The 25,693-nt window shown below is 60.1% G+C and carries 24 protein-coding genes and 1 tRNA gene; 5 read left to right on the top strand and 20 right to left on the bottom strand.

All coding sequences use genetic code 11. The features are described from left to right. Positions 1-6: 6 nt before the first annotated feature. A complete protein-coding gene (coaE, locus tag DCC25_RS06320) occupies positions 7-612 on the bottom strand; it encodes a dephospho-CoA kinase (RefSeq protein WP_110101044.1) in 606 nt (201 codons plus the stop codon). 64 nt (positions 613-676) lie between these two features. On the opposite strand from coaE, the gene DCC25_RS06315 reads away from it, so the two are divergent. Genes DCC25_RS06315 through DCC25_RS06305 form a run of 3 tightly spaced genes read left to right on the top strand, consistent with a single transcriptional unit; the run spans position 677 to position 3,126 of the window. After that, complete coding sequence (locus DCC25_RS06315) at positions 677-1,360, top strand: YigZ family protein (RefSeq protein ID WP_110101043.1); 684 nt, start codon at positions 677-679, stop codon at positions 1,358-1,360. Beyond that, on the top strand, positions 1,357-2,499 hold the full coding sequence (locus DCC25_RS06310) for a class I SAM-dependent methyltransferase (protein ID WP_158524747.1): 1,143 nt from the start codon (positions 1,357-1,359) through the stop codon (positions 2,497-2,499). The genes DCC25_RS06315 and DCC25_RS06310 overlap by 4 nt, the downstream gene beginning before the upstream one ends. Positions 2,500-2,550: 51 nt before the next feature. After that, positions 2,551-3,126, top strand: a complete 576-nt coding sequence (locus tag DCC25_RS06305) for a hypothetical protein (protein WP_158278384.1) — start codon at positions 2,551-2,553, stop codon at positions 3,124-3,126. 123 nt (positions 3,127-3,249) lie between these two features. Here DCC25_RS06305 and rpsA read toward each other — a convergent pair whose 3' ends face one another. The 9 genes from rpsA to DCC25_RS06260 all read right to left on the bottom strand — a co-directional run bounded on the left by rpsA (position 3,250) and on the right by DCC25_RS06260 (position 14,598). Further along, on the bottom strand, positions 3,250-4,716 hold the full coding sequence (rpsA, locus tag DCC25_RS06300; RefSeq protein WP_110101041.1) for a 30S ribosomal protein S1: 1,467 nt from the start codon (positions 4,714-4,716) through the stop codon (positions 3,250-3,252). A gap of 221 nt (positions 4,717-4,937) precedes the next feature. Beyond that, entirely contained in the window at positions 4,938-7,805 is a 2,868-nt protein-coding gene (gene polA, locus DCC25_RS06295; protein ID WP_110101040.1) for a DNA polymerase I, read from the bottom strand. Between the two features lie 23 nt (positions 7,806-7,828). Then, entirely contained in the window at positions 7,829-8,191 is a 363-nt protein-coding gene (locus DCC25_RS06290; protein ID WP_110098271.1) for a monovalent cation/H(+) antiporter subunit G, read from the bottom strand. After that, positions 8,191-8,469 (bottom strand): monovalent cation/H+ antiporter complex subunit F, encoded by a 279-nt coding sequence (locus DCC25_RS06285; protein WP_110098270.1) that lies wholly within the window; start codon positions 8,467-8,469, stop codon positions 8,191-8,193. Before DCC25_RS06285 ends, DCC25_RS06290 begins: the two co-directional genes overlap by 1 nt. Before the next feature lie 6 nt (positions 8,470-8,475). After that, the gene (locus DCC25_RS06280; RefSeq protein WP_199445885.1) at positions 8,476-8,982 is read right to left on the bottom strand and encodes a Na+/H+ antiporter subunit E; all 507 of its coding nucleotides are present in this window, start codon (positions 8,980-8,982) and stop codon (positions 8,476-8,478) included. Then, entirely contained in the window at positions 8,979-10,646 is a 1,668-nt protein-coding gene (locus tag DCC25_RS06275; RefSeq protein ID WP_233487931.1) for a monovalent cation/H+ antiporter subunit D family protein, read from the bottom strand. The genes DCC25_RS06280 and DCC25_RS06275 overlap by 4 nt, the downstream gene beginning before the upstream one ends. Then, entirely contained in the window at positions 10,643-11,128 is a 486-nt protein-coding gene (locus DCC25_RS06270) for a sodium:proton antiporter (protein WP_110101039.1), read from the bottom strand. Before DCC25_RS06270 ends, DCC25_RS06275 begins: the two co-directional genes overlap by 4 nt. Next, positions 11,125-14,043: a DUF4040 family protein gene (locus DCC25_RS06265; protein ID WP_158524746.1), complete on the bottom strand. Its 2,919-nt coding sequence runs from the start codon at positions 14,041-14,043 to the stop codon at positions 11,125-11,127. The genes DCC25_RS06270 and DCC25_RS06265 overlap by 4 nt, the downstream gene beginning before the upstream one ends. A 470-nt stretch (positions 14,044-14,513) precedes the next feature. Then, positions 14,514-14,598, bottom strand: a tRNA-Leu gene (locus DCC25_RS06260). 163 nt (positions 14,599-14,761) lie between these two features. Here DCC25_RS06260 and DCC25_RS06255 point away from each other — a divergent pair. After that, complete coding sequence (locus tag DCC25_RS06255) at positions 14,762-15,403, top strand: ANTAR domain-containing response regulator (RefSeq protein WP_110098266.1); 642 nt, start codon at positions 14,762-14,764, stop codon at positions 15,401-15,403. Positions 15,404-15,418: 15 nt separating this feature from the next. Here the strand turns inward: DCC25_RS06255 and pyk are convergent, their stop codons facing one another. From pyk to hisI, 9 genes are all read right to left on the bottom strand, one after another. After that, positions 15,419-16,921, bottom strand: a complete 1,503-nt coding sequence (gene pyk, locus DCC25_RS06250) for a pyruvate kinase (protein ID WP_110098265.1) — start codon at positions 16,919-16,921, stop codon at positions 15,419-15,421. An 89-nt stretch (positions 16,922-17,010) separates the two neighbouring features. Further along, positions 17,011-18,009 (bottom strand): prolipoprotein diacylglyceryl transferase, encoded by a 999-nt coding sequence (lgt, locus tag DCC25_RS06245; protein WP_110101037.1) that lies wholly within the window; start codon positions 18,007-18,009, stop codon positions 17,011-17,013. A 16-nt stretch (positions 18,010-18,025) separates the two neighbouring features. Beyond that, positions 18,026-18,829, bottom strand: a complete 804-nt coding sequence (trpA, locus tag DCC25_RS06240; RefSeq protein ID WP_110101036.1) for a tryptophan synthase subunit alpha — start codon at positions 18,827-18,829, stop codon at positions 18,026-18,028. Further along, on the bottom strand, positions 18,826-20,139 hold the full coding sequence (trpB, locus tag DCC25_RS06235; protein ID WP_110101035.1) for a tryptophan synthase subunit beta: 1,314 nt from the start codon (positions 20,137-20,139) through the stop codon (positions 18,826-18,828). Before trpB ends, trpA begins: the two co-directional genes overlap by 4 nt. 72 nt (positions 20,140-20,211) lie before the next feature. Then, entirely contained in the window at positions 20,212-21,042 is an 831-nt protein-coding gene (gene trpC / locus DCC25_RS06230) for an indole-3-glycerol phosphate synthase TrpC (protein WP_110101034.1), read from the bottom strand. 14 nt (positions 21,043-21,056) lie between these two features. After that, positions 21,057-21,341, bottom strand: coding sequence for an HGxxPAAW family protein (locus tag DCC25_RS06225; protein ID WP_208392072.1), 285 nt, complete (start codon positions 21,339-21,341; stop codon positions 21,057-21,059). A 133-nt stretch (positions 21,342-21,474) separates the two neighbouring features. Beyond that, the gene (locus tag DCC25_RS06220) at positions 21,475-22,083 is read right to left on the bottom strand and encodes a Trp biosynthesis-associated membrane protein (RefSeq protein ID WP_110101033.1); all 609 of its coding nucleotides are present in this window, start codon (positions 22,081-22,083) and stop codon (positions 21,475-21,477) included. Beyond that, positions 22,083-23,660, bottom strand: a complete 1,578-nt coding sequence (locus DCC25_RS06215; RefSeq protein WP_110101032.1) for an anthranilate synthase component I — start codon at positions 23,658-23,660, stop codon at positions 22,083-22,085. The genes DCC25_RS06220 and DCC25_RS06215 overlap by 1 nt, the downstream gene beginning before the upstream one ends. Before the next feature lie 78 nt (positions 23,661-23,738). Continuing rightward, positions 23,739-24,125 (bottom strand): phosphoribosyl-AMP cyclohydrolase, encoded by a 387-nt coding sequence (gene hisI, locus DCC25_RS06210; protein ID WP_110098258.1) that lies wholly within the window; start codon positions 24,123-24,125, stop codon positions 23,739-23,741. Positions 24,126-24,190: 65 nt separating this feature from the next. Here hisI and DCC25_RS06205 point away from each other — a divergent pair, with 65 nt between their 5' ends. Next, entirely contained in the window at positions 24,191-24,868 is a 678-nt protein-coding gene (locus tag DCC25_RS06205; RefSeq protein ID WP_110101031.1) for a TIGR03085 family metal-binding protein, read from the top strand. 30 nt (positions 24,869-24,898) lie between these two features. On the opposite strand, the gene hisF is transcribed toward DCC25_RS06205, so the two are convergent. Beyond that, the gene (gene hisF / locus DCC25_RS06200) at positions 24,899-25,681 is read right to left on the bottom strand and encodes an imidazole glycerol phosphate synthase subunit HisF (protein ID WP_110101030.1); all 783 of its coding nucleotides are present in this window, start codon (positions 25,679-25,681) and stop codon (positions 24,899-24,901) included. Positions 25,682-25,693 lie beyond the last annotated feature (12 nt).

Raw genomic sequence — 25,693 nt, 5'->3', positions numbered from 1 at the left:
GTGAACTCACCGAGCGGAGTACAGCGACTGCCAGAGTTCGCTGACCTGTTGTTGTGTGTGTTCCAGCGATTGGGAATTGTCAATGACCCACGTGGCGATCTGGGTGCGTTGGGCGTCGGTGGCTTGGGACTCCATCCGGGCTTTGGCATCGGCAGGGTCCATCCCTCGATGGGTGGTGAGCCGCTCTAGTCGAGTCTGCTCATCACATGTTACCACGATCACTCCGTCGAAACGCTCCGCTTGCCCGGTTTCGGCCAGTAAGGGAATGTCTTCAATCAGCACGGTCTCCCCCGAGCCTTCCGCGGTGGCAGCCTCAATCTGGCGCAGGGTCTCAGCCCGGACCGCCGGATGGACGATCGAGTTGAGTGTTTGGCGTGCTTGGTCGTCGTTAAACACGATCGAGGCCAGGGCGTGACGGTCCAGCTGTCCGTGTTCGTCGAGAAGGTGCTCACCAAAATGCTCGACCACTTCCTGTAGCACCGGTTGACCAGGGGCCATCAGCGACCGGGCAATGGCGTCGGCGTCAATGATGACTGCGCCCAGCTCGGCCAGCATCTTCGCCACCGTCGATTTACCGGATCCAATTCCTCCGGTCAGGCCGAGGTGTGTCATCGAGGTCCTCCTGGATGGTGGGCGAGCTCGGGCTCAGCTGGCGAAACCGCCTAGACTGTCGACTATGCCCGATTCACAGTGCTCATCCTATCTGGTCCCCGCCGCCAGGCGCGAGACCGACGGAGTCCGGTTGGAGATCAAGAAATCTGAATTCATCGCCTATGTGCACCGGGTTGAGAGCGAGTCTGCTGCCCGTGAAGTGATCGAGCGAATCCGGAAGCACCACCACGGGGCTCGACATGTGTGTTCAGCCTTTATTCTGGGGCCGGATCGGACGGTACAACGCTGCTGTGATGATGGTGAACCGGCCGGAACCGCCGGGATCCCGATGCTGCAAGCCCTGTATAGTTTCACTCACCCTCAGTTCGACGGGTATCTATCCGACACGGTGGTGGCAGTGGTGCGATATTTTGGTGGGATTAAACTCGGTGCCGGTGGCCTAGTCCGTGCCTATACGGATGCCGTTGTCGCTGGGCTCGAGTCCACAGTGGTGCGACGTCGGGCGCGGGTGTTGTTGTATGAGGTTGCCGCACCGCACGCCGATGCCGGCCGGTGGGAGAACGAGTTGCGTGCAACCGGTGTCGAGGTGTTTGGGACCAATTATGGTGGCACCTCGGCCCACATTCAGCTCGGTATCCGCGACGAACGCGGTGCAGTGGAGAAACTCCAGACTGATCTGGCCACGATCACCTCGGGAGCTGCCCATCCGGTAGCAACCAGCACGCAATGGATGGATATCAGCTCATGACCGATCACCCTCAATCACGGACGCACCGTGTTGCCACCGGTGTCGATCGACTCTTGCTCGACCAACTCGATGAGCTACTCGAGCAGTCACCGAGCTATCGGGATCTGCCCGTCGTGGTGGTGAACGAGACCGAGGGAACAGTGGCCGCGGAGCTGAGAAGCCGGGGCATGCCACTGCGCGTGGTGCAAGATTCGGCGCTACTCTTCGATCGGCTCAGGGCACAGGCCGATCTCGCCCACGAACCGTGGGATGATGCGGTGAGCCGCGAGATCCTCCAGGGTGCCGGCACGGTGCTGTATCGGTTGCCGCGCCCGTTGGAAGCGGTGGAGGAAACCGCATGGCATGTGGCCCGCTGGGCCAAGGAGACCGTAGTGTTACTCGCCGGGGCACGACAGAAAGATCTGCAACGGTCGGTTAATGACCGTTTGGGCCAATATTTTGGGCACGTTTCGGCCTCGCGCGGTGCGTATAAGGCCCGTGTTATTCGTGCCCGTGACCCACACCTCCCAGATGCGACACGCCAGACCCCACCACGGATCCCCCGGGTGAACACCGACCGGGTGCTTGACCACGAGCTGGCACTGCGCGCCTACGGGCTAACGTTTGGTGCCGCCCGGGTTGATCCGGGTACCCGGTTGATGCTGGAGACGATTTTGGGAACCAACCATGCTTTCCAGGATGCTATCCGAGGTGCGGGTACAGCCGTTGATCTGGGCAGTGGTAATGGCACGGTGGCTACCGTGCTGGGATTGGAGACCTCCATCCCGCAGATTATTGCCACCGATGATTCAGCTGCCGCTGTCTGTGCAACGCGCGCGACCCTGGTGGCGAACGGGTTGGACAATAACAGTCGCTTCGCGGTCTACCACCAGCCCGATACGAAGCAACTTGCTGATGCGTCGGTTGATCTGGTGGTGTTGAATCCACCCTTCCATCACGGGTCCTCGGCGGTGACCCGGCAGATTGCACTCGACCTGTTTGTCGCAGCGGGCAGGGTGCTGACCGCGAACGGCTTATTGGTGGCCGTATGGAATTCGGGGCTACAGTATCGTCCGCAGCTGGAACGTCTGGTGGGTCCGACGACACAGTTGGCGCGGACCAAATCCTTTACGGTGACTATCTCTGAAGTCACCGGCTAGGCCAGCCAGGCTATTCTCATGATAAGCGCAAGAGAGGAAAGGCACCCATCAATGTTCATCAAAGTGTGCGGAGTGACCCGGGCGGAGCATGTCGAATGGGCAGCTGAGCTCGGCTACGATGCGGTGGGTTTCATGTGTGTTCGGAACTCACCTCGGTATGTCCCGGTTGAGCAACTGGCTGATCTCGCGCGGGTAGCCCGGAACAGGATTCGGACGATGGCAGTGGGGATGACCTTTACCGAGGTGGAACAGGCTCTCGATCTTGTCGATGCCGTCCAACTCTATGAGTATGATCCTCGGCCGGCACACTTGGCTGTGGCCTCAGCTGAAGCCCCCACCCGTGCCGATGCCCACCCTAATGTCGAGTATTGGTTCTACGACATCAGCCACGGCACCGGGTCCTTTACCGCTCCCCCAGATTGGATGCACGAGGCCAGGATTCCGGTGGTGTTAGCCGGTGGGCTCCATCCCGAGAACGTCGCCGAGGTGGTCCGAAATTACCATCCGGCGGGGCTCGACGTCTCCAGCGGGGTGGAGAAGGAACGAGGGGTCAAGGATCGGCACCTGATGGAAGCATTCATCCGCCGTGCTCGGCAGGCTCAGACCACCCCGTCGTCTGAGGCCTAGCGTATGTCATCGTAGCGATGGTAGCCATCATCAAAACAGTGGGCCCGAGGGAAGTTTCCCTCGGGCCCACTGTTCTCGACAGTTCGTCTCAGTCAGCGGCTCGACGAACTGGACAGGCAATGTTTAGTGGCCGGTAAGCTTCTCACGCAGAGCAGCCAGCGCTTCATCGGACGCCAGGGTACCGGCGTCATCAGCATCGGAGTGCTCTTCTTCGGAAGAATACGAAGCCTGGCCGGTGTCGACCGGTCCAGCCGCGGCAGCTTCGGCACTGTCGGCCAGGTGGCGAGCAACCTGTTCCTTGTGAGCTTCCCAGCGGGCCTGAGCATCGGCGTAGTCCTGCTCCCAAGCAGCACGCTGCTCTTCGTAGCCTTCCATCCACTCGTTGGACTCGGGGTCGAAGCCCTCGGGGTACTTGTAGTTGCCTTCTTCGTCGTAGTCGGCGGCCATACCGTACAGAGCCGGGTCGAACTCGGTGCCTTCGGGGTCAACGCCCTCATTGGCCTGCTTGAGCGACAGCGAGATGCGACGACGCTCCAGGTCGATGTCGATGACCTTGACGTAGACGATTTCGCCGACGGAGACGATCTGCTCGGCGGTATCGATGTGACGGTGTGCCAATTCGGAGATGTGCACCAGACCTTCGATGCCGTCTTCGACGCGGACGAAAGCACCGAACGGTACCAGCTTGGTGACCTTACCGGGCACGATCTGACCCAGAGCGTGGGTACGGGCGAACAGCTGCCACGGATCTTCCTGAGTGGCCTTCAACGACAAGGAGACGCGTTCACGGTCCATGTCGACGTCGAGGACCTCAACGGTGACTTCCTGGCCCACTTCGACCACCTCAGAGGGGTGGTCAATGTGCTTCCAGGACAGCTCGGAAACGTGAACCAGACCGTCGACGCCACCCAGGTCCACGAAGGCACCGAAGTTGACGATCGAAGAGACCACACCGTTGCGGACCTGACCCTTCTGCAAAGCCTGCAGGAAGTTCGAACGAGCCTCGGACTGGGTCTGCTCCAGCCAGGCACGACGGGACAGCACCACGTTGTTGCGATTCTTATCCAATTCGATGATCTTAGCTTCCAGCTGCTGACCGATGTAGGGGGCCAGGTCGCGAACGCGACGCATTTCAACCAGGGATGCCGGCAGGAAGCCACGCAGCCCGATGTCGAGGATCAGGCCACCCTTGACCACCTCGATGACGGTACCGTTGACCACACCGTCTTCGTCCTTGATCTTCTCGATGTCGCCCCAAGCCCGCTCGTACTGAGCACGCTTCTTGGACAGAATGAGACGGCCTTCTTTATCTTCCTTGGTCAGCACCAGGGCTTCAATGGAGTCGCCCACCGCCACGACATCGTCGGGATCAACGTCATTCTTGATGGACAGTTCACGAGACGGGATCACACCCTCGGTCTTGTAGCCGATATCGAGCAGGACCTCGTCGCGGTCGACTTTGACGACGGTGCCAGCCACCAGGTCGCCATCGTTAAAGTATTTGATGGTCTCATCGACGGCATTGAGGAAATCGTCTTCCGTTCCAATGTCGTTGACGGCAACCTGTGGGGCATTGGTAGTAGTGGTCATGTAGTAGGGACTCCGAATGGATATGGTTTATTAACTAATGGTCTTTGGATGTTGAGAACGACCTCGCTATCGTGAAGACGCCTCAGCGTCGGTGCGGGGAAATCTCAGCAGAGGGCCGGCATGCCGGCGCACCTGATAATCTTACGGCATGACGTTGTCAAGGTCAATGTGGCAACACGATCAATTCCGCAGTATTGCGCGGAACATGACGTGCTCTGCACTTAGTGGGCTGCTTGCTGCCAGGTGCGTCCGCGTCCGACTTGCACATCCAGGGGCACCGAGAGCTCGGCGGCCTGCGACATTTCTTCAACCAGAATTGTTTCGGCCCGTTCCCGTTCTGATTCTGGGACCTCGAGAATCAGTTCGTCGTGGACCTGCAACAACATCCGCGTGTTCATCGATTCCTCGCGGAGTCGCCGGGCGACACCGAGCATCGCGACCTTGATCAGATCCGCGGCCGAGCCCTGAATCGGGGCATTCAGCGCCGCGCGTTCTGCCATATCCCGCAATTGGCGATTATCGGACTGCAAGTCTGGCAGATAGCGACGTCGCCCCATCATCGTGGAGGTATAGCCGTCGTTGCGGGCTTCTTTGACCACCCCACGCAGGTATTTTTGCACGGAGCCGAAGCGCTGGAAGTAGGAACTCATCAGCTCGCGGGCCTCATCAACCGGAATTCTGAGCTGTTTGGATAGCCCGAAGGAACTCAGACCGTAGGCCAGACCGTAGGACATCGCTTTGACCTTGTCACGCATCGCAGTGGTCACCTCTGCGGGACGGACATCAAAGACCTGGGAGCCGACGAACCGGTGGAGGTCCTCACCCTCCTGATAAGCCTGGATCAATCCGGCATCCTCGGACAAGTGGGCCATGATGCGCATTTCGATCTGCGAATAATCCGCTGTCAGCAGTGTGGTGGGTTCATCGCATCCGGGAATGGTCCCAGCCTGGAAAATGTCGCGAATACGTCGACCGGTTTCAGTGCGGACCGGAATATTCTGCAGGTTCGGGTTCAGGCTCGACAGTCGCCCCGTCGCCGCCGCGGTCTGAGAGTAGGTGGTGTGGATGCGCTGATCGGTAGCCACCGAATCGAGCAGACCCTGCACGGTTTGTTTCAATTTGGTGGCATCTCGATAGGCCATCAGGTTGTGCAGAAAGGGGTGATCGGTCTTGTCCAGCAGATCATTGAGGGATTCGGCATCAGTGGAGTGCCCGGTTTTCGTTTTACGAGTCTTGGGTAGATTCAACCGGTCGAAGAGCACGGTTTGAAGCTGTTTGGGCGAGCCCAGGTTCACCGGGTCACCGTCGATGGATTCCCGTGCTCGGTCTTCGGCGGCCTGAGCCTGATCACTAAAGACTTCCAGGAGCTCGTGGAGCTTATTGGTATTGACCGCAACCCCGGTTTCTTCCATCACGGCCAGCACTCGGGAGAGCGGAATTTCCACCTCGGTGACCAGCTGATGCGCATCGCGGGCGATCAGCTCGGGGTACATGACTTCGTGGAGTCGGATCAGCATCGACCCGGCCTGACCCAGATAGGTCTGCATTTCCTGGCTCAGTGCTGGCTCGTGAGTCTCCCCCAGATCGAGCTCACCCTGTTTATTCACCGGTGCTGTTTTGGGCACCTCGAGCGTGGTGTTCAGATACGTCTGTGCTAGCGCTGGCAGATCGAAACCGCGACGGTCCGGCTGGAGCACGTATCCGCAGAGCAGGATGTCGTCGACGACCTCGGCAATGTGGTGGAGGTCTTGGTCCTCGTTCAAGGACTGCGTGAGCACCTCGGTGGCGCCACCGGCTTTGATCAGTGTTTTCAGGTCGTAGACCACTTTTTGGTAGGAGCCCGAGAGTAAGAAATCGTTGACTTCGGCGATCAGCTCGGTGTCAGTAGACCCGGAAAGCTCGATCACACCGGCCTGGTCTTCAGTGGCGATAGAGACTGCGGCCACGGTGCCGTAGTCACCAGGGGCCGGGATTTTGCGTCGGGTGATGACCTCCGGGGCGGTGATCTGGGCGAAAACCCCGAGCGCAGTGCCACCATGGGTGGAGAGAAAATCCCGCAGCTGGGCTGCCTGGGTGATCAGCTCGATGGTGACCTCCACCGAGGCCTGAGCTGAGGAGCCTTCGAGGCCGAGACGTTCATGGAAGACATCGAAAACCCGTTCGCGCACGCGGTTGAATTCCAGGGAATCGAATAAATCGTTGATGTGGTCGTGATCCGGTGCAGACAGCGCGGTGGCTTCGAGCTGAATGGGAAGGTCTAGGTCGCGTACCAGCGCGTTGAGTTTGCGGTTACGGATCACATCGTCGAGGTGCTCGCGTAGCGCTTGGCCTTTTTTCCCCTTGATCTGGTCAGCGTTATCGATCACGCCCTGCAGATCTCCGTATTGTTTCAACCATTTGGAAGCGAAACCGGCGCCAACACCGGGGACACCGGGGAGATTATCGGCTTTTTCCCCGACTAGGGCCGCCAGTTCGGGGTACTGCGCTGGCCTAACCCCGTATTTATCCAGCACCGTTTGGGTGGTCATCGGTGGGATTTCGGAGACACCCTTGGTCGGATACAACACCGCGGTGGTCTCCGAGATCAGCTGGAAGGCGTCCCGGTCGCCGGAGACCACCACGGTGGTCCAACCGGCTTGCTCGGCTTGCGCCGAGAAGGTTGCCACAATGTCGTCGGCTTCGTAGCCGTCGACGGTGATCGCCGGAATGTTCAGGGCCTCGAGGACTTCACCGATCAGATCAATCTGGCCGGAGAATTCCTCGGGAGTTTCTTGCCGACCGGCCTTGTATTCACCGTATTCTTCCGAACGGAAGGTCGGGGTGGAGACGTCGAAGGCGACCGCGACGTGGGTGGGTTGTTGCTCGCGAATCATCGACAGCAACATGGTCAAGAATCCATACACCGCATTGGTGTGTTGCCCGGTGGTTGTGGCGAAGTTCTCCGCCGGTAGCGCGTAGAAGGCCCGAAACGCCATGGAGTGGCCATCGATGACCAACAGCCGGGAGTTCTGCTGGGAGCGCTCCGGGGACGTCACGGCGGAATCCGATGCGGTGGTGCGGGATCTTTCTTGCTCAGTCACAGCTTCCATCCTATCGGTGGGGCGCCGGGTTCTCAGCGGGTTTCCACACTCTCTCCGGTGACGTCGTCTTCGTCCAGCTCGTCAAAGTAGCCGGGGTCCATCCGTACGCCAGTCAGATAACTGGAGCGAGCAATGGCCATCGTGCCGATCGCGGAGGTACCCAGTTGCATGAAGATAATCAGGATGACCTTGAGCGTGTCAACCACGGTGGGTTGGACCAGCAGGCAGCCGACGACCACCAGGATCATGCCCAGTCCCCCGGCGGTACCAACGGCGGAGATGCGCATGAAGGGGTCGGTAAACCGCACCAGGCCCAGGGCTGCGGTGGCAAAAACCAGGGCGCCGAGCACGACGAAGACCTGGCCGAGAACGAAAGAGAAGGTGGTGATATCCATTAGCGTTGCCCCCTGGTGAGTGCTCGACCCAGCGAGATGGCGGAGAGGAATCCGATCACCGAGGCGACCAGCACAATGTCGAAGGTGAACTGACCGCCGAGTCGAACCCCAAAGATCGCGATCAGTCCGGCCACACCGAACATCAGCAAATCCCCGGCGATGGCACGGTCCGCTTCGGTCGGTCCTTTCAACATGCGCCAGGTGGCCACCAGGGTCGAGACGATCAGTAGCGCAAAGGCGATGTCAAGACCGAGGAAATCGAGATTGATCAGGTCCATGATTGGTTACCTCCCGTCCTGCTCGGCCTCGGTGTCTTCGGCGAGGGCGCGCTCTCCAGCCTGAACTTCGGGATCGAAGAGTTCTTTGTAGAGTTCCGGACCCGATCTCGGGTGTTCGGGTCGGGGGTAATCGAAACCTTCGGGACGTTTGGCGCGGAGCATATGTTCTTCCATATCCCAGGACCCCTCGCGAATGGCGTCCGCATCTCCGTCGTAGAGCGAGTGCACGTAGATCCAGCGCACCCCGTGGACGTCAATGGTGGTCCCCAGCGTCAGGGTTCCGGGGGTGATGGTAATCATCGAGGACAGCAATGTGACTTCGAGTTCGGATTCGCACCGGGTCGGCACCCGAGCGATCCCGGAGTGGGCGTTGAGTCCGGGCGTGAGGTTGTCGGCAATCACCGCCCAGTTGGCAACGATCACTTCCTTGATGTACCACAGCAACACGCAGATGAACCGGAAGGGCCAGCTGAGGTAGGCACCCACGCTGGCAGAACGTCGGGTTGTGATCATCCGTTCATCACCGCCTCGAGATAGTTGCTGGTATCGAGCAGGCCTTCGGCGGCCATTCCGGACAGGGTCAGTAGCAGCTGTGCGCCCAGGCCCAAGCAGATGGTGAGTCCAGCGAGCACGATCGCTGGTAGCGACAGGTTCCAGCTAATGCGTTTTTTGGGCACGGTCGACCGGTCGGATTCGATAATGGTCATCGACTGTGTGAGAGTCTGGAACTGTGATTCGGAGGCCATATGGGCCAGTTGGGGGGTCCGCGAGTTCGGATCGGAGTAGGCCGAAGCGGTTGAGGCAATAATACGGGTCGCCGAGGGGGTGTTACGCGATTTTGATTTGGTCCGCTGGGCGGATTTTTCCCAGAACATCCCCGACCAGATCTTCAGCATCGATAGAAGCGTAACCAACGAGACCACCACCATCACGACGACCGCGGCGATTTCGTCGGCTTCGACCGCTCCAAGGATCAGCAAGAACTTCGCCATAAATCCGGAGAACGGTGGGATCCCCGCCAATGACAGGGCAGCCACCAAGAAGGCTCCAGCCACCCAGGGTTCGGTACGTACGATTCCGCCCAGTGCACCGATCACACCGGTGCCGTATCGGACTTCCACGGCCCCGGTAGACAGGAACAGGCTGGCTTTGACGATCATGTGGTGCAACAGGTAGAAGATGCCGGCGGTCAGCCCCAATTCGGTGAACAATGCGACGCCGAGCAGGATGTAACCAATCTGGGAAACCATGTGGAAGGCCAAAATGGTGCGGGTGGTCTTCTCCCCTACCGCCCCGAGCACGCCGATGACCATAGTGAGGCAGAACAGCAATACGCCGACCCACAGAAAGCGGGTGTCGCCGTCGAAAATCACCGCGTACAGCCGGTAAATCGCATAGATGGCGACCTTGGTGTGGAGTCCGGAGAACAGCGCGGTGATCGCCGGTGAGGTGGCCGGGTAGGACCGGGCCAACCAGCCGTGCAACGGGACGATGGCAGCTTTAATACCCAGCGCCAACAAACACACCGACGCCGCCATGGCCACCGTCCGGTCGGAGGACCCCAGGCTGGCCAGCACACCGATGTTCACGCTCCCAGCGGTGCCGTAGAGGAAACCCACACCGATCATGTACAGCGTGGAGGTGAACAGGTTCAAGGTGACGTATAACCGGGCACCGTGAACGCGACGGGCCGGGGTCTGTCGGTTGGCCGAGAGGACATACAACCCATAAGACGGCAGAAGCATGACCTCAAGAAACACGAAGAGGTTGAACAAATCCGCGGTGAGAAATGCACCGTTGACGCCAGATCCCAGGATCAACACCAGGGGGGCAAAGAACATGGAGTTGGCCGCATAGGAGGCCAGCGCGAACCAGGTACAACAAACCGTCAGGATGCTGGTGACCGTCAGCATCAGGGCCGAAAACATATCGGCCACAAACGGAATGCCGACACCATAGGGCCATAACCCCACCGAGTGGCCCAGCGCATCCGGGTGATCGGGGTGGGCAAAGTAGGCCACCAAGTAGACCGAGAAGGCCAGGATCACGAGCTGGGTGATCATCATCACCCAGGCGTGTAGTTTCAGCCGGTTACCGACCACCGCCAGGGCCCCGCCGACCAGTAGCGGAACCGCGACCATCATCGGCAATAGCATCTCCAGCAGGTTTTGGCTCATTTCTCGCCTCCCGTGGAACGCTGTGTGCCGGCCTGCTGGGACTGCTCAGCGGTTTGTTGGGCCGAGCGGGCTTGGTCGTTGGCCTCTTCCTGGGCGTGCAAGACTTCCAAGGTGTGGGTGGCCGTGCCCGGGATGGTGGCGTCAGAGACCGCCTCTGCTGTGGTGTCCAGAGTCTCGGTGCGACCGGCAGTACGGTCACCTCGGTCACCGGTGACCGCGAGGACGAGCATGAATACCGTGATGGAGAAGGCAATCACGATCGCGGTGAGCACCATGGCTTGAGGCAAAGGGTCGGCGGCCAGTTCGGGGTCAACCTCGCCGAAGGGCTCGTGACGTCGGGACGCGCCACCGGCAGCCATCAGCACCAAGTTTCCGGCGTGGCCAAGCAGGATGAAGCCCAGAATGATGCGCAACATTTCTCGTTTGGTGAACAGGTACACGGCCCCTGCCACAAGGAGGCCAATGGTTAGTGCCAGGGTCATCGTTTCACCTGCCGATCGTGTGAGGGGCTTGCATCAGTGTCTGGTTGCCGGGACCGCGATTCGGTCCGGATCCGCTGTGAGGGGAGCACTCCGGTGGTCGGGTGGGGGTCCGGGGGTGGAGGCAATTGTTGTCCCAGAGCGCCGTCATCGCGGGGTTGATCCATACCCAACAGGTTGAAAGCCATGAGGATCAAGCCCAGCACCGCCAAGTAGACCCCCAGATCGAAGATCAGCGCGGTGTTGAGGTGCAAGCCAAATACATCGGCATGTAGTGGGGTGAGGAAGGATCCTTCGAGCATGCCCCAGATACCGGTGAGCACACCGACGACCACGCCGGTACCGATCAGCGTGATATAAGGCCAGCGCACGGGAGCGCGCTGATCGGAGGAAGCGACCAGGTACAGCAACGAGAACCCGGCCCCGGCCAGTAGCGCGGCAATGAATCCGCCGCCGGGTTCGTTATGGCCCCGGACCAGCGTGACCAGGGAGAGCACCATCATCACCGGGACGGCGATCTTGGTGAAGCTACGCAGATACGCCAGATTCACGTGAGGATGCGACAGTGGCGAGGTGCTAGAGGCTGCTGATTGCAACACCGGGTCGGGCTTGCGCGAGGCCAACAGTGCCGCCACGCCGATACCGGCCACACCGAGTACCGTGAGCTCGCCCAGGGTGTCTAGCGCACGGAATTCGACGAGGATGGTATTGACGATATTGTCGCCGCCGGTGATCTCAGCGGCTTCGGTGGCGTAATAGGAGCCCACATCAGACAGTTCGCGTCGGCCGGTCAGGGCGAAAACGCCAAAGAAGGCGGCGCCACCAGCGCCCAGGGCCGCGATGGCGGCCGGTAGGGCCTGGCGCAGCGAGGTCGTAGAGAATCGTTGGGGCAACCGCTTGAGCAGTAGCACCATGACCACCACGGTGAGGATCTCGATCAGCAGCTGGGTCAGGGCAACATCGACCGAGCCCAGGTTGAAGAACCACAGCGTGGTGGTGAAGCCGACCACGCCAACAACCACCAGGGCTGAAATGCGGGTTTGGGTTCTGATGGTAGCGAATACACCGACCCCGGTCAGCAGCACCAGTGCCCAGTCCAGGGGCAAATCGAGACCATCGACTTGTTCGGGTAGGTGGCCCGGGAGTGTGAAAAGTCCGATGACGGCCAGGGCAATGACTGCCACAGCGGGCACGATCAGGTGGCGTCCTGGGTTTTGTCCGGAGGTCCAGGCACCCACACGGGCACCGAAGTCTATGAGTCCTTCACGCAGGGCTTCGACCACGCCGAGTCCGGAAACGGGAATCCCGCGCGGAACCAGGAATGCTTCGATCTCTGGCATCTTCCAGACCGCGATCACACCGCCGATGATGACCAGCACGGATAGCCCCAGGGCGGGGGTGAACCCGTGCCAGAGCGCAGAGTGGACTTCGGTGTAGCTGCCGACGGCCTCGGAGACAGCAGCGGTGGCGAGTTGATCGGTGAGCCCGGGAGCCAGCCCGAGGACGACGCCGGCCAGCGAGACGATCATCGGGAAGATCCAGAAGGTGATCTTGCCATCTTTAACGGTGCGGATATCGGCCGAGGAGCCCCGCGGGGTGTTCAGCCAGCCACGGGGTGAACGGTAGTTACCGAAGGCGCCCCAGACCAGTCGGCCCGAGTAAGCGAAGGTGCAGATGGCTGCCACGACGATTGCCACGGTCAGGGCCACGTGTAATTCGCCGGGGAGGTTTGTTTCGATCAGTGCGTCGAACAGGGTTTCTTTGGACACGAACCCGAACAGCGGTGGCAGACCGGCCATGGAGGCGGCAGCGACGGTGAGCACGGTGAGAGTGGCCGGCATGTTCACATCGCGGGAGGCCAGCATGCGCATATCGCGGGTGCCGGCTTGGTGGTCGATGATGCCAACGGAGAGGAATAAAGCGGATTTAAACAGGGCGTGGGCCATGGTGTGTAGCACCGCGGCGGTGATCGCCAGTGGGGTGCCGACACCGATGAGCATCACCAGATAGCCCAGCTGGGACATGGTGGAGTAGGCCAGCAGTTCCTTCAGGTCGTACCGACGCAGGGCGCCGAAAGCACCGAACAGACACGTGATGGTTCCCAGCAACACCAGCAACAGGGTCCACAGTCCATGCCCGGCCAGTGCTGGCGAGAACAGCAACAGGAGATAGACCCCAGCCTTGACCATCGCGGCCGCGTGCAGGTAAGCAGACACCGGGGAGATGGCCACCATGGAGTCGGGCAACCAGGCTTGGAAGGGGAACTGCGCAGATTTGGTCAGTGCTGCCATCGCCAGCAGTACCACCACGCTGGTGGTGATGCCGGGACGGGTCCAGATCTCGGAGGCTAATACCTCGGTGATCACGGTGGTTCCGGCCGCTACGGTCATCACACACACCGCAGCCAGCAGGCACAGTCCTCCGGCCACGGTGACCAGTAACGTGCGGATGGCCGGCTGGTGGGCGTGCGGGCCGGAGCGGGCGATGAGGAAGAAGGAACAGAAGGTGGTGCCTTCCCAGGCGATGTAGAAGACCAGCAGGTCGTTGGACAGTACCAGCACCAGCATGGCCAGCGCGAAGGCTGACATCGTCAGATAGAAGGAGACGAGTTTTGTTGAGCCCAAATACCGTGGCGAGTAGAACAGCACTCCGGCCCCGATGAGCAACACCAGCAGAGAGAACAGCAGGGAGAGACCGTTGAGTCGGAGGTGGAAGCCGATTTCGAGCAGGCCCGGGATCCAGGGATAATACTCGATCACCTCACCGCCGGGACTGATGATGTAGGCGCTCATCAACAGGACGGCGGCCGCCAGCAGCGGCAGGCATAATACCCATCCGGCGTTGCGACCGAGCCATTGCGATAATGGGCCGGCGCTGATCACGCCAAGAAGGACCAGGATGACGGAGGCCAGAAGCACGAAGGAAGTTACCTTTATCGTTGGGGGCAGGGATGAGAAAACCTGCAGGAACCGGAATGGTCCGGGCCCCGCAGCGGGGATGGCCATCGGTCTACGTGGGCGGTAACCCGGACAGCATTTGACCCCACTGGGTGATGTGCCCGTTCGTCCCGGAATGCAAAAGCACCCAACGAATAGGAAGGAACCCGGGATGGGAGCGGCCGTACTGAGCTGGCTGTGGCATGACTCCCCCTCCGAGTATCAGACTGTGTGTTGGTGTGACGTGTGGGTGCCAGTGATGGTCATTCCGATGATCTATTTTAAACCAGGTGACCTGGAACCTCCAGGTAACCAGCAACATCATCCTTCCCTGCTTGCAGGAGACAGTCAAACACAGGCTGGCCCCGTGTCGGGGTGATGTCATAAGCACCGATGTAGCACGGGTAGGGTGCGGTGGTAAACGCGGAGAGACCGCTGAGAACAGTGGAGAGTGGTGCCCGAAGTGGGACTCGAACCCACACATCTTGCGATACCGCATTTTGAGTGCGGCGCGTCTACCAATTCCGCCATTCGGGCTGGCACTCGACCCATATTACACACAATTCTGCCTGGGAAAGAAATTCTGAACACGGTGAGAGCGGTGTCTCACGAGCTGGTGAACAGGTTGCGTAGAATAGTGACTCGGTACACATCAGCGGTCGCTTGACCGGGGTCAACGCCACGATGGTTGGAGGATGTTATGACGTCTGAGCAAGACACCGGACAGCTGGGTTTGCCACGCCAGACCCGTCGTATTGTCGTGGCCGAGGACGAGACCATTATTCGACTCGATATTGTCGAAACGCTCGAAGGCCTCGGGTACGAGGTGGTCGGTCAAGCCGAGAACGGACAACGTGCCATTGATCTCACCCGGCAACACCAACCGGATGTGGTGCTGATGGATATTTCGATGCCGGTGGTGGATGGGATTGTCGCAACCCGTGAGATCTGTGCCGAGAAACTCGCTCCGGTGGTGATTCTCACCGCGCTGCCGCAACGGGAGTTAATAATTCAAGCCACTGAGGCCGGTGCGATGGCGTATTTGGTCAAGCCGTTCAAGGAGCAGGACCTCGTACCGGCCATTGAGTTGGCGGCAGCCCGGTTTGATCAAATGCAAGCTTTGGCCAATGAGGTGTCGGATATCACCGAGCGGTTTGAAACCCGCAAAATGGTTGATCGTGCTAAGACGTGGCTGATGGAGACATTGGGACTAACGGAGCCGGAGGCCTTCCGGTGGATCCAGAAGACCTCCATGGACCGGCGACTGACGATGCATCAGGTAGCTGCGACCGTCGTTGAACAGATGAACTCCAGTCGCGGGGTGCAAGACCCCAAGGACTGAGAGCTCACGGTGGGTTTAGAGCGGTGACCAGCCTGATATCTGATCCATACGGTGACGTGGTGCGGGACTGACCGGTTCTTGACTGGTCTCGACGCTGCCCTCGGAAGTGACATCCCCAAGGCAGTGGACCTTGAGCATATTGGTGGTCCCGGGCTTACCGGGAGGTGAGCCCGCCACAATGATCACAAGTTCGCCGGGTTCAGCGACCCCTTCCCGGATCAGCTCAGCATCCACTTGGGCCGTCATTTGGTCAGTGGAATTCACGAAGGGCACGATCCGCGGTGTGACACCCCAGGTCAGGCACAGCTGGTTGTGAGTCTGGTCGGAGTGGGTGAAGGCATATATCGGCTGTTCGGGACGCAACCGGGACAGCCGATGGGCGGAGTCTCCCGATTGGGTGAAACACACCAGGTTGGTGATTTCTAGCCGTTCGGCGATATTCACGGCCGCCCGAGTCACCGCACCGCCCCGGGTGCGGGGTTTAGAGCCTAGCGGGGCGATGCGTTCCAGACCGTGGACTTCGGTGGAGGTGATGATCTCGGACATGGTGCGCACGGTTTCGACTGGGTATTTACCAATCGAGGTCTCACCCGATAGCATCACAGCATCGGCACCGTCGAGGACCGCGTTGGCACAGTCGGAGGCTTCGGCACGTGTGGGGCGTGGGTTCTCAATCATTGATTCCAGCACCTGAGTCGCCACGATGACGGGCTTGGCCCAGCGACGAGCCATTTCAATGGCTCGTTTCTGGACCACGGGCACATCTTCCAAGGGCAACTCCACGCCCAGGTCACCGCGGGCAACCATGATCGCGTCGAAGGCATCAACGATGTCTTGGAGATTATCAATCGCCTGGGGCTTTTCGAGCTTGGCGATAACTGGGATTCGGCGCTGTTTTTCATCCATGATCTGATGAACCAGCTCGATATCAGCAGCGTTGCGCACAAAGGACAGCGCGATCATATCCACGCCGGTGTCCAACGCCCACCGCAGATCTTCTTGGTCTTTGTCTGTCAGGGCCGGGACATTGACCGCCACTCCAGGGAGGTTGATACCTTTGTGGTTGGAAATCTCGCCTCCGACCATGACCTCACAGATCACCTCGGTATCAGTCACCTCAGTGGCGCGCAACTGAATCTTACCGTCATCGACCAGCAATTGGTCTCCGACCGACACGTCGGCGGGCAATCCTTTGAAGGTCGTGGACACCTTTTCTGCGGTGCCGGGCACATCGTCGGTCGTGATGGTGAAGCTCTGTCCAGCGGTGAGCTCATGAGGACCGTTCTCGAAGGTGCCGGTCCGGATCTTTGGCCCTTGCAGGTCGGCAAAAATCGCCACCGGTTGATTCAGGTCCGTAGCCGCCTGGCGGATTGTGTCGTAGGTTTCACGGTGGATCTGGTGGTCACCGTGACTCATGTTCAGCCGGGCCACGTCAACGCCTGCTTCTAGCAGCTGGCGGGTCGTGTGATAGCTGGCGGTCGAAGGTCCGAAGGTGGCGACAATTTTTGCATGTCTCATAGCTTTAACCCTAGGACTGATGGGTAGAGAAAAGAAACGCTTCAGTGACGGATGTTTCGCCGCACTGATGCTGTTGCCGACGCGCGGGTTTAGCTCTCAGATCTGGTGTTGACCTGGGATGATCCTACCGGTTGGGGTGAATCCGGATGCTCGGTGTCTGTAGCGGTCTGTGTGGTGGTATCGGGTGCGCGACCGGGAAGCCAGACAGTTTCGGCTTCCGCGCGTTTTTCAGCGGTGCGAGGCCGGGTGAAGAACAGGTAGACGAGCATGACAGCGGCCACGACGAACAGCGCCAGAGAAATCCAGGCGTGCAAGCGCATGGTGACACCCAGGATTTCGACGTCGGCGACGTAGTCGGTACGCAGATTCTCGATCACGGTGCGTCCGGCGCCATACCAGGCCACATAGCTCCACAGCATCATGCCTCGGCGTAATTGGAATTTCCGATCGATCAGCAAGAGCACGACCACGCCGAGCAGGTTCCACAACGATTCGTAAAGGAACGTGGGGTGGAACAGCGTATCGGCGGGATAGCCGTCCGGGAAATTGTAGTGGTTGGCATCAACTTCCAGACCCCACGGCAGATCTGTCGGGCCACCAAAAAGTTCTTGGTTGAAGTAGTTGCCCCATCGGCCGATGGCCTGAGCCAGTAAGATGCCGGGAGCCACCACATCGGCGAAGGCAGCAATTTTGTATCCATAACGCCGGCAGGCGATCCAGGCACCCAACGCGCCCATCGAGATCGCCCCCATGATACCGATGCCACCCTCCCAGATGTAGAGGATGCGCACCGGGTCACCGCTCCCGTCGAAACCTGGGCCGAAGAACGGGCCGGGGTTGGTGAAAACGTGGTAGAGGCGAGCTCCGACAATACCAAAGAGCAACGCCCAGATGCCGATGTCGAAGACCGCGCCCTCGGCGCCGTCACGTTTCTTCCAGCGCCTATTACCCAGCCAGAACGCCAGAATGGCGCCCAGGATGATGCACAGAGCGTATGCACGGATCTCGAGGGGTCCTAGCGTGAAGCCGTCCCAGCCGGGGGCCGGGATAGCTGCCAGTGTCTCCCAGGTGCTGATAGTCGACAACATCGGTTCCTACGATTCGTTAGTTGCGAGCAGTACCGGTTGCTAGTTTAGCGGCAAGTTCTCCCACTGCTACAGGACCGTGATCGCGTAAAGCACTCACCAGGGCCGTGCCAACGATCGCGCCATCAGCGTAACGACCAATCTGCTGGATGTGCTCAGGCTGTGAGATCCCCAGCCCCACGCACACCCGCGGTGCCCCCGCCCGGTGCGCACGATCCACCACGCGCTGGGCAGCTTCCGAGACGTGTTGACGGGCTCCGGTCACACCCATGACCGAGACGGCATAAACGAAACCACGGCTGGAGTTCACGACCAGCTCGACACGTTCATCCGAGGACGACGGTGCGGTGAGGAAGATACGGTCCAGCTCGTACCGGTCACTGGCTGTGAACCATTCATCAGCTTCTTCGGGCACCAGATCAGGGGTGACCAGTCCGGCTCCGCCGGCTTCGGCCAGCCGACGGGCAAACTCGGTGACCCCCAGGCGTGACACCAGGTTCCAGTAGGTCATCACCACCACGGCCGCATCGGTAGCTGCGGTGACGTCGTTGACGAGCTGGAAAACCTGATCAGTATGAAAACCGTTGTTCAGGGCGTGGGCGGTGGCCTTCTGGATGACTTCCCCGTCCATGACCGGATCCGAGTAAGGCAAGCCAATCTCGATAATGTCAGCGCCGTTGCGTCCCAGCTCGATGGCGGCCTGAATGGAGTCCTGCAGTGTGGGGAATCCGGCCGGCAGGTAACCGATGAACGCGGTACGCCCGGCTTGGCGGGCAGCTTCGATTTTCTCGGTGCACCGGGAGCGAATCTGATTCCGTGTCATCTGTGCTGTGTCTCCTCGGTATCGGTGCTGTCATCCAACAGGTTGAGATACTCCGCGGCGGTCGTGACGTCTTTATCGCCCCGTCCGGAGAGATTGACCAGGATGATCTTCTGCTCGGATGCGGGGGTGGATGCAGAGACGAGACCCTGATCGTGCCACCGCTGGGCAAGTTTGATGGCACCGGCGACCGCATGTGCTGATTCCAGGGCGGGCATGATCCCCTCACGACGGGAGAGTTTTAAAAAGGCCTGCATGCACTCATCGTCATTGATGGGCTCGTAGTGGGCTCGCCCGGTGCCGTTCAAGTAGGAGTGTTCCGGGCCCACGCCCGGGTAGTCCAGACCGGCCGAAATGGAGTGAGTTTCCAGGGTTTGGCCGTCGCGGTCCTGCATCAGGTAGGACTTCGCTCCGTGCAGGATGCCCACGTCGCCAACGGTGATGGGAGCCGAGTGCTTACCGGTCTCCACGCCGTGTCCGCCGGCCTCAAAACCGTAGAGTTCTACCTTGGGGTCGTCGAGGAATCCGTGGAAGATGCCGATGGCGTTCGATCCACCACCCACACAGGCGGTGACCGCATCCGGTAGCCGGCCGGTGGCATCCAGGATTTGTTGCCGTGCTTCCTCGCCGATGACCCGGTGGAAGTAGTGCACCATGGCCGGGAACGGGTGTGGCCCGGTCACAGTACCCATCAGATAGTGTGTGGTGTCGACACTGGCCACCCAGTCGCGCAGAGTTTCATTGATCGCGTCTTTGAGTGTGCGGGAGCCAACGGTTACCGGCACCACCGTGGCCCCCAACATGTGCATACGGGCTACGTTCAGGGCCTGGCGACGGGTGTCTTCCTCCCCCATGTAGACGGTGCATTCCATCCCGAACAACGCGGCGGCGGTGGCGGTGGCCACCCCGTGTTGGCCAGCTCCGGTTTCGGCAATCAACCGGGTTTTACCCATCTTCTGGGCCAGGAGCGCCTGACCGATCACGTTATTGATCTTGTGGGAGCCGGTGTGGTTGAGGTCCTCACGCTTGAGAAACACCCGCACCCCGGGCAGATCCTTGGCAAAGCGCGTCACTTCGGTGAGCAACGAGGGCCGGTTGATGTAGTTGGCGTAGAGATCTGCCAGCTCCGCGGTGAACTCAGGGTCCTCACGGGCGGCGTTAAAGGCCTCGGTGAGTTCGTCCAGAGCTGCAATCAACGATTCCGGCATCCAGCGTCCGCCGAAAGGCCCGAAATAGGGACCCTGTTCTTCCCGGTATGGTCCCTGTGGTCCGGTCAGGGACCCCGGTGCGATGTGGTGATCGGCAGTTGTCATACACGTTCTTCTTTCGGGATTATTCTTCACGTGACCGGCACCATTGACTGCGAGCTATCCAACAGCGCTCAGTCACGAATCGGTCCTCTCGCCAGAGACACTGGTGGCACGGAAGTCACGGATCGCATCTGCGGGGGTACCGTGTTTGACCAGCGCTTCCCCTACCAGCACCGCATCGGCTCCGTGGCGGGCATAGTCGGCCACATGCTCGGGGCCAGTCACCCCGGACTCGGCCACCCGAACGACGTGTTCGGGCAGGTGTTGCGCCAGCTCAGCGTAGTGGGTGCGATTGACCTCAAGAGTTTTCAAATTACGGACGTTGAGACCGACGATCTTGGGTGCGATATCGTAGGCACGCTGAATCTCATCGACCGTGTGGGTCTCAACCAGCGCGTTCATTCCCAGTTCATGGGTGAGGTCAATGAAGTCTTTCAGTTGCGCATCGTCGAGCGCCGCCACAATGAGCAGGATGAGATCAGCCCCGTGTGCCCGCGCTTCATAGATTTGGTACTCGTCAACGGTGAAGTCTTTGCGCAACACCGGAACATCCACCGCCGCTCGAACCGCGTCCAGGTCAGCCAGTGAACCACGAAAGCGACGCTGTTCGGTCAGCACCGAGATCACCGCGGCACCCCCATTCTGATACCGGGTTGCCAGCTCAGCGACAGCCGGAATCTCAGCCAGGGACCCGGCAGACGGTGAAGCTCGCTTGATTTCAGCGATGATCCGGACGCCAGTGGGGTCGTTGCGACCGTTGACCAGGGCTTGATGGGCGTCGCGAGCAGCCGGTACAGACACAGCATCGCGTTGGATTTGAGCGCGGGAGACGGCACGGATGCGGTCATCGATGTCCTCGCGCACCCCGCGGATGATCTCATCCAGAACGGTACCGGTACCACCCATAGCGACTGCGATCCTTAGTGGGAGCTATTGGTTTTGGAGCCACCGACTCCATAACCCATTTGACGCATCACGAAGCCAACAATCAGTCCGGCCACGGCAATGACGCCACCTACCCAGATCAACCAGATCTGTCCGGCCAGTAGCGCCACAGCACCCACAACCGAACCGATCAGGACCAGCACCACCAGGGCCCATGCAGCCGGGGAGTTTCCGTGTTCAACGGGGGCGGCATGGGTGGGATCGTTGAGAATGCGACCGTGATCGTCAATGATGATCTTCTCATCGGTGGGCTGAGACATCGATGCTCCTTTATGCACTGATCAAAGATGGGTGATGATTCTCTATTCTGCCACTAATCGGAACAGATGCCATCAGCACACGTCGTTGTTTACGTCTGAGTTGGCAGTCTGGCCCGGCGCTGATGGATGCCCGTCAGGTGGGATCCTGGCCACGGGAAAGTTCATCCCAGGCATCAATTTCAGCTGTGCGGGACGGTTGGGGCGAGGACAACCTGCCACTGGTTCCAGACTCCGGTTGCACGGTAGTCGTAGCTTTTTCATATTTGCGGGAACTGGACAGTGACCAATGGCGTCCGACCACCAACACAACTACCCCGAGCAGGGCTAACCCCATTCCCACGATCAAACAAATCCAACCTGCCGCCGTCACCTGCACCGGGCCGGGGTCTTGAGCCAGCCCGGTGTATTCAGCCACGGCGGGTTGAATGGACCCGACGGGATCGGCAAGGACCAACCCGCAGGCCCAGGCCAGCATAGCGCCCACCAGGATCAGCAGCACACCGATCACCCAGCGTCCCACCGTGCGCACGATAGTCAGCGCGATTGCGGCGGCCAGGGCGACCAAGGCCATGGCCGTAGTCACCGGTGAGACGTCTTGACCGCTGACGGTGATCTCGGCGTCAAGCGTTTGGGGAATCTCGGTGGCACGTACCCAGGTTTGAGTGGCACAGATCAAGGCCACCGCACCGAGGGCGAGCACTAGCAACACGGTATTGCGACGAGAAAAGATCTTCGCGAGCATTACTGTTCCTCATCACGGTTATCGTCTCGGTAGTGACGGAGTTGTTCAGCGGCAAACAGGGCCCGCAACGGTGCCGAAGCTTTGGCCACGGTTTCTGCTGCTTCGGCGGCTGGGACCGAGTCGGCGACGATTCCGGCGCCGGCCTGGACGTAGGCGACCCCGTCTTTGAGCAACACGGTGCGAATGGCGATGGCCATGTCCATATTGCCGGCAAAGTCGATATAGCCGACCACACCCCCATAGGGCCCGCGAGCTTGGGGTTCCCATGCGTCGAGCAGTTGCAAGGCGCGGGGTTTAGGAGAGCCCGACAGGGTGCCAGCGGGGAAGGCAGCCGCCAGCACGTCCAGCGCGGATACGCTGGGTTCCAGGGTGCCCGAGACGTGGGAGACCAGATGCATCACATGGCTGAACCGTTCAATCTCCATGAATTGTCCGACCTGTACACTGCCGGGTCGGCAGACTTTGGACAGGTCATTGCGAGACAGGTCTACTAACATCAGGTGTTCGGAGCGTTCTTTTTCATCGGCCAAAAGTTCCTCGGCCAGTCGGTGGTCCTCGTCGAGGCTTGTGCCACGAGGTCGGGAGCCGGCGATGGGGTGGGTAACCACTTGGCCGTCATTGACGGTGACCAGCGCTTCCGGAGAGGCACCAACGAGCTGGAATTGGCCGCTACCGTCGGGACGGTCAAAGGTGTAGAGGAACATATACGGGCTGGGGTTCATGGCCCGTAGGGCACGGTAGACCTGAAGGCCCGAGACCTGGGTTTCGGTAGTAAACCGGCGCGAGACCACGATTTGGAAGACTTCGCCGTCAGCGATAGCTTCCTGTGCCTCGGCGACGGTGGCGAGAAATTCGGATTCATCCCAGGAATGTTTAACCCGTTCAAACGTGTCGACGCCCTGCCAGCCGGCTGGGGCGACACTCACCGGTTCGGCAGCGGGTGCACTGATCAGCTGAGCCATGTTCCGGACCCGCGACACGGCGTGCTGGTAGGCCTCATCGGTTCCGTGATGGAGCCCGGTGGGATCGATCGCGTTGGCCACTAAGGTCACGGTGCCATCAACGTGATCGTGGATGGCGACATCGGACATGAGGTTCATCGCCAACTCAGGTAACTGCAGATCATCGACCGGTGGATTCGGTAGGTGCTCCCAGTGCCTGACGGTTTCCCACCCGAGGTATCCCACCATGCCCGACAGTAAGTATGGCACCTCAGTGCCAAGATCGGCACGGACATCGGAGGTCAGCTGATCCAGGGTGGTGGCCAGCACGTCCAGCGCGGTGCCCTGGGTGGGCAGTCCGGCCGGGGGTTGTCCTTGCCAATGGGCCTGGCCGTTGCGTTCGGTCAAGGTGGCTGAACTGGCGGCACCGATAAACGAGTACCGTGACCATACTCCGCCTTGAGCAGCAGATTCCAGCAGGAAGGTGCCCGCACGGTCTTCAGCCAAACGTTGGTAGAGCCCGACCGGTGTCACCCCGTCAGCCAACACCGTCATGGTAACTGGGATCACCCGGTGGCGCTGGGCCAGGGCATGGAACTCCTCAGGGCTGGGACTGATGACGCCCACATCGCGCATGGGGGTCTCCTTAAGGTTTAGGTTCGGTCGGGTCGGGTTTCGGGGCAGGGGTGATGATCACAACGACGTGACCGGACATTAGTGTTGGATCACCGGGATTTCCCGGTCAGTAAAGCAACTGGTGGTGCCGGTGTGGCAGGCTGGTCCGGTTTGGTGAACTTTCAGGAGCACCGTATCGGCATCACAGTCCAAGGAGACGGAAACCACCTGCTGGATGTGCCCTGAGGTCTCGCCTTTGCACCAGTATTCCCCGCGCGAGCGGGACCAGTACCAGGCCCGTCCGGTGGTCAGCGTCCGATGGAGTGCTTCATCGTCCATATATCCCAGCATCAACACCTGGTCGGTATCAGCGGACTGGACGATGGCCGGAATCAATCCCTGGTCATTATGCTTCAGCCGAGCGGCGAGTTCCGGGTCGAGTCCACCGGTGTGAGCGCGGTCTGGTGCGTGGTTGGGAGCATTCATGATTCTTCTAGTCTAAAACGGCTTGTCCACTATCGAGTTCACATCAGACATGCTAGGTTCCAAGTGTGACGGAAAAAGGGTCTGGTGCCCTGGCAGGGGCGGATGATTTTGTAGCGGCATCCCGCGATGCCCTGGTCTCGGCGCTCCTGGCGGCCGGACCTGATCAGCCGACCCTGTGCGAGGGCTGGCAGACCCAGCATTTGGTTGCTCATTTGCACCTGCGAGAGTCATCCCCCCTGGCTGCTGGATTGCTGTTTGCCCCGCTGTCGGAGAAGCTCCATGAGCGCACCATGGAGTTGGGTGACCAGTGCACGTCGGTGGCCGAGTATCATCGCCTCGTCGAACAATTTGCTCGGGGCCCGAAACCGGGACAGAAGCCCTCAACCGCGCGTAAAGTCGCCACCACGTTCCGTCGCACCTTCGCGGGAAAACGACTCGCTGAGGTTTCCAATCTCCTGGAATTCTTCGTTCACACCGAAGATATTCGACGCGCCCAAAACCGATGGGCACCACGCAAGCTCGCGCAGGACTATGCTTCAGCACTTTTTGAACAACTCAGCCACACCGCCAAGTGGCAGTATAAGAAGTCCTCGGTGGGAGTCGCCCTGGTGCGTTCCAACGGTGAGCGTATTGTGGCCAAGAATGGATCGGAGTTTACCTACATCACCGGACCGGCCGGTGAATTGGTGATGCACGCTTTTGGTCGTACCGACCACGCTTTGGTACTGATCGACCAGGCCTAGACCTCATTCACCCTCGCACACGGAGTGAAATCACTGGCCTGAGCACCGAACCGGGAAACCGGCCTGTCGTATCTGCTCCTTGACCCGAGCAATCATTTCGTGGGGCCCGAAGTGGAAGAGCGAGGCGGCCAAGACTGCATCGGCGCCGGCCTGAACGGCCGGAGGGAAATCCTCGGGTTTACCCGCGCCACCGGAAGCAATCAGGGGCACGCTGGCATGGGGACGAACCGCCTGGATCATCTCTAGGTCAAAACCTTGCTGAGTCCCGTCGGCATCAATAGAGTTCAACAGGATTTCGCCCACCCCGCGGTCGCAGGCCTCGCGCACCCACTCCACAGCGTCGATCCCGGTGCCGCGTTGACCACCGTGGGTGGTGACCTCAAAGCCAGAGAGCACCTGCGGGTCACTGGTTCGACGAGCATCAACCGAGAGCACAAGCACCTGGTTGCCAAACCGTTGAGCGATCTCGTTGATCAGTAGCGGACGTGTCACGGCCGCGGAGTTCACGGAGGTTTTATCGGCACCGTGCCGCAATAGCCGGTCGACATCGTCAGTACTGCGCACCCCACCTCCAACCGTGAGCGGGATAAACACCTGCTGGGCTGTTTGTTGCACCACCTCGTAAGTGGTCTCCCGGTCGGCGGTAGTCGCCGTCACGTCGAGGAACGTCATCTCATCAGCCCCAGCTGTGTTATACCGGGTGGCCAGCTCTACTGGGTCCCCGGCGTCACGCAGGTCGGTGAAATTCACTCCTTTCACCACGCGACCGTCATTGACGTCCAGGCAGGGAATAATACGGATAGCGACTGACATTGACGAAGCAGT

Origin of the sequence: Auritidibacter sp. NML120636 (genome assembly GCF_003185945.1) — a bacterium.
GTDB lineage: Bacteria > Actinomycetota > Actinomycetes > Actinomycetales > Micrococcaceae > Auritidibacter > Auritidibacter ignavus.
Note: the sequence above shows the minus strand (reverse complement) of the source record. Positions and strands in the feature narration are given on the sequence as shown.

Bases quoted from the DNA above. Each gene is read 5' to 3' on its own strand.
- coaE (WP_110101044.1), bottom strand. From the start codon at position 612: ATGACACACCTCGGCCTGACCGGAGGAATTGGATCCGGTAAATCGACG.
- DCC25_RS06315 (WP_110101043.1), top strand. From the start codon at position 677: ATGCCCGATTCACAGTGCTCATCCTATCTGGTCCCCGCCGCCAGGCGC.
- DCC25_RS06310 (WP_158524747.1), top strand. From the start codon at position 1,357: ATGACCGATCACCCTCAATCACGGACGCACCGTGTTGCCACCGGTGTC.
- DCC25_RS06305 (WP_158278384.1), top strand. From the start codon at position 2,551: ATGTTCATCAAAGTGTGCGGAGTGACCCGGGCGGAGCATGTCGAATGG.
- rpsA (WP_110101041.1), bottom strand. From the start codon at position 4,716: ATGACCACTACTACCAATGCCCCACAGGTTGCCGTCAACGACATTGGA.
- polA (WP_110101040.1), bottom strand. From the start codon at position 7,805: ATGGAAGCTGTGACTGAGCAAGAAAGATCCCGCACCACCGCATCGGAT.
- DCC25_RS06290 (WP_110098271.1), bottom strand. From the start codon at position 8,191: ATGGATATCACCACCTTCTCTTTCGTTCTCGGCCAGGTCTTCGTCGTG.
- DCC25_RS06285 (WP_110098270.1), bottom strand. From the start codon at position 8,469: ATGGACCTGATCAATCTCGATTTCCTCGGTCTTGACATCGCCTTTGCG.
- DCC25_RS06280 (WP_199445885.1), bottom strand. From the start codon at position 8,982: ATGATCACAACCCGACGTTCTGCCAGCGTGGGTGCCTACCTCAGCTGG.
- DCC25_RS06275 (WP_233487931.1), bottom strand. From the start codon at position 10,646: ATGAGCCAAAACCTGCTGGAGATGCTATTGCCGATGATGGTCGCGGTT.
- DCC25_RS06270 (WP_110101039.1), bottom strand. From the start codon at position 11,128: ATGACCCTGGCACTAACCATTGGCCTCCTTGTGGCAGGGGCCGTGTAC.
- DCC25_RS06255 (WP_110098266.1), top strand. From the start codon at position 14,762: ATGACGTCTGAGCAAGACACCGGACAGCTGGGTTTGCCACGCCAGACC.
- pyk (WP_110098265.1), bottom strand. From the start codon at position 16,921: ATGAGACATGCAAAAATTGTCGCCACCTTCGGACCTTCGACCGCCAGC.
- lgt (WP_110101037.1), bottom strand. From the start codon at position 18,009: ATGTTGTCGACTATCAGCACCTGGGAGACACTGGCAGCTATCCCGGCC.
- trpA (WP_110101036.1), bottom strand. From the start codon at position 18,829: ATGACACGGAATCAGATTCGCTCCCGGTGCACCGAGAAAATCGAAGCT.
- trpB (WP_110101035.1), bottom strand. From the start codon at position 20,139: ATGACAACTGCCGATCACCACATCGCACCGGGGTCCCTGACCGGACCA.
- trpC (WP_110101034.1), bottom strand. From the start codon at position 21,042: ATGGGTGGTACCGGTACCGTTCTGGATGAGATCATCCGCGGGGTGCGC.
- DCC25_RS06225 (WP_208392072.1), bottom strand. From the start codon at position 21,341: ATGTCTCAGCCCACCGATGAGAAGATCATCATTGACGATCACGGTCGC.
- DCC25_RS06220 (WP_110101033.1), bottom strand. From the start codon at position 22,083: ATGCTCGCGAAGATCTTTTCTCGTCGCAATACCGTGTTGCTAGTGCTC.
- DCC25_RS06215 (WP_110101032.1), bottom strand. From the start codon at position 23,660: ATGCGCGATGTGGGCGTCATCAGTCCCAGCCCTGAGGAGTTCCATGCC.
- hisI (WP_110098258.1), bottom strand. From the start codon at position 24,125: ATGAATGCTCCCAACCACGCACCAGACCGCGCTCACACCGGTGGACTC.
- hisF (WP_110101030.1), bottom strand. From the start codon at position 25,681: ATGTCAGTCGCTATCCGTATTATTCCCTGCCTGGACGTCAATGACGGT.